At 65.2% G+C, this 2,984-nt stretch carries 2 protein-coding genes and 1 pseudogene; 2 read left to right on the forward strand and 1 reads right to left on the reverse strand.

Annotated features, from left to right (window positions below; genetic code table 11):
- Positions 1 to 1,575: adenylyl-sulfate kinase (gene cysC, locus WBQ44_RS19930; RefSeq protein ID WP_495568398.1), on the forward strand; the 1,575-nt coding region annotated here is incomplete at its 5' end.
- Positions 1,572 to 2,696 carry a 3'(2'),5'-bisphosphate nucleotidase CysQ gene (locus tag WBQ44_RS19935; RefSeq protein WP_495568399.1) on the forward strand — a complete coding sequence of 375 codons (1,125 nt, stop codon included), beginning with the start codon at positions 1,572 to 1,574 and terminating at the stop codon, positions 2,694 to 2,696. The genes cysC and WBQ44_RS19935, both read left to right, overlap by 4 nt.
- Here the strand turns inward: WBQ44_RS19935 and WBQ44_RS19940 are convergent.
- Positions 2,693 to 2,984, reverse strand: a pseudogene (locus WBQ44_RS19940) (hypothetical protein); the annotation flags it as partial. The gene WBQ44_RS19935 and the pseudogene WBQ44_RS19940 overlap by 4 nt on opposite strands.

Here is a 2,984-nt window from a genome sequence, read left to right on the forward strand (position 1 = left end):
CCAGGCCATGTGCAGTACACCCGCAACATGGTGACCGGGGCGTCCACCGCGGACCTCGCGTTGATTCTCGTCGACGCCCGACACGGCATTCTCGAGCAGACGAAACGGCACGCGTTCCTTTCGTCGCTGCTCGGTATCCCGCATCTCGTGCTCTGCATCAACAAGATGGACCTCGTCGGCTGGTCGCAGCAGCGATACGAGGACATCCGAGACGACTTCCGAACCTTTGCCGCGAAATTGGAGGTACCGGATCTGACGTTCGTCCCGATGTCCGCTCTGGACGGCGACAACGTGGTGCACCGAACAACGAAAATGCCGTGGTACGAGGGGAGCTCGCTGCTGCACCATCTCGAGGACGTGCATATCGCGTCGGATCGCAATCTGATCGACGCCCGGTTTCCCGTGCAGTACGTCGTGCGCCCCAAGGGCGGCACCGGCGAACATGCGGACTTCCGCGGCTACACGGGCACCGTCGCGAGTGGCGTGTTCAAGCCGGGCGACGAGGTCGTCGTCCTACCCTCGGGCTTCACTTCGCGGATTTCGGCTGTGTGGGGGCCGGGAGGCGAGAAGATCGACGAGGGATTTGCCCAAGCGGCGCTGTGTATCGAACTCGTTGACGACATCGACGTCGCGCGCGGGGACATGCTGTGTCGACCGAACAACAGGCCGCTCGTCGGCGGCGACATCGACGCGATGATGTGCTGGCTGACCGATGATGCCCAGCTTCGCTCCGGCGACAGATACCTGCTGATGCACACGACGGCGACCACGGTGGCCACCGTGGAGCAGCTCGACTACCGATTGAACGTCGATACCCTGCACCGCGACGAGGAAGCGGAGTCGTTGACTCTCAACGACATCGGCCGTGTTCGTATCCGCACGACCAACCCGTTGCTATTCGATCCGTATCGTCGCAATCGGATCACCGGCAGCTTCCTGCTCGTAGACGAGGCGAGCGGAGCGACGGTCGCAGCCGGGATGATCAGTGGCCCTGCATTGTCGGCGTCCAAGGTGGTGTGGCACTCGTCGCGGTTGGCTCGGGTGGAGCGAGCCACTGCCGGCGGCACCGTGTGGCTCACGGGTCTTTCCGGTTCGGGCAAGTCCACGGTCGCAGCGGAACTCGAGCGGCTCCTCGTGGCGTCGGGTCGCCCGGCGTACCTGCTCGACGGCGACAACCTTCGGCACGGGTTGAACTCCGATCTGGCATTCGACCGGATGAGCCGAGCCGAGAACGTCCGGAGGGTAGGCGCGGTCGCTCAGCTGATGGCCGATGCCGGACTGGTCGCGGTGACATGCTTGATAAGCCCGTATCGCGATGGACGAGAAGCCATCCGCATCGCGCACGAGAAGGCCGGCCTACCGTTCTACGAGGTCTTCGTGGACACACCACTCGAAGTCTGTGAATCGCGGGACCCGAAAGGTATGTACGCCAAAGCCAGGGCAGGGGAGATCACCGGTTTCACCGGTATCGACGACCCGTATGACGCGCCGTTGCACCCTGACCTGTTGCTGCGACCGTCCGATGGCGACCCGACCGCGCAGGCAGCGCGCATTGTGGAATTGTTGAGACCGTGAGCGTGCCCCCTCGGTCCGATGATGCCCTGTTCGCCGCTGACGTCGCCAACGCAGCAGGGCGCGTACTTCTGGACATTCGGGCTCGCGAACACGGGGGAGCCACAGGTCGCGATCTGGGGCGTATCGGTGACGCCGCAGCCAACGACTTGATTCTGAGCAGGCTTCGGAACGAGCGGCCGAACGACGCCGTGCTGTCCGAGGAATCCGCCGACGACCTCAGCCGTCTCGACGCCTCACGTGTGTGGATCATCGATCCGCTCGACGGATCACGCGAATATGGCATCGACGGGCGAAGCGACTGGGCGGTACACGTGGGACTGTGGGAGGCAGGGAAAGGCATGACGGCATCCGCCGTCGCGCAACCCGCGCTCGGACGCGTGCACTCCACTGCCGATACGACCGTCGTGCCACCGCAGTCCGGGCGCCCCACATTCGTCGTCAGCGACAGCAGGCCGCCGTATTACGTCGACGCGCTCGCAGCCGACATCGACGGCGACGTGGTCACCATGGGATCTGCGGGTGCCAAGGCGATGGCGGTCGTCCGGGGCGAGGTCGACGCCTACGTGCATTCCGGAGGTCAATGGGAATGGGACTCGGCGGCCCCGGTGGGTGTGGCGCTCGCGGCGGGCCTGCACTGCTCGCGCATCGACGGGTCCGCACTGCTGTACAACCGGTCCCATCCCTACTTGCCGGATCTACTCGTCTGTCGGCCAGAGCTGGCTGCGCCGATCCTCGCGGGGGTTGCCCGGCACGCCAATCGGGAAGCGGATTCCGGACGAGTCGCGATGGCCCGCGAATACATCGCTGCATTGACGAGTCACGACGCCACCAAAGTGCGTCTCGCGCAGGTGTGCCGACGGGTCGAGAACGGTCGACAGACGGGTGACACCGGTCAGTTCATCCGAGACGAACTCGAGAACGGCGCGCAATACACAGCCATAGTGCGGACTCGCGACATCTCGATCGACGAATGGGGGACCGAGGTGGTGGCGCGCTACTCGCTCGATTTCGACGGCGGACACAGTGTCGCGGTCACCGAGCATTTCCTCATCCCGGCGGGCGACATCACCGCGATCACCGCAATCATCGAACCCGTCGTCGAGCCCGACGCCGCCCGCTAACCGCGCAGCTCCTTCGCAGCCCGTTCCAGTTCCTCGGTCCGAGCCTCCGCGTCGGTCAGAACCCTTCGCAGCCGCCGTGATTCACGTTCCGTCGACTTCTCGGCCTTCCGCGCATCGGCCTCCTGTCCCTCGGCTTCGTGCAGTTCGGCGCGCAGGCGTGTCAGGCGTTCCTTGATCTCCGTCACCTGCGCCGCGGCATTCTCGGCATCACCCTCGGCAGCCTCGGCGGCCTTCCGTGCCGCGTCTTCGTCCTCGCGGGCCTCGTCGAGCTCCTCCTGCGCCTTTTCC

Origin of the sequence: Rhodococcus sp. (in: high G+C Gram-positive bacteria), assembly GCF_049591685.1 — a bacterium.
Taxonomy (GTDB): Bacteria; Actinomycetota; Actinomycetes; order Mycobacteriales; family Mycobacteriaceae; genus Rhodococcoides.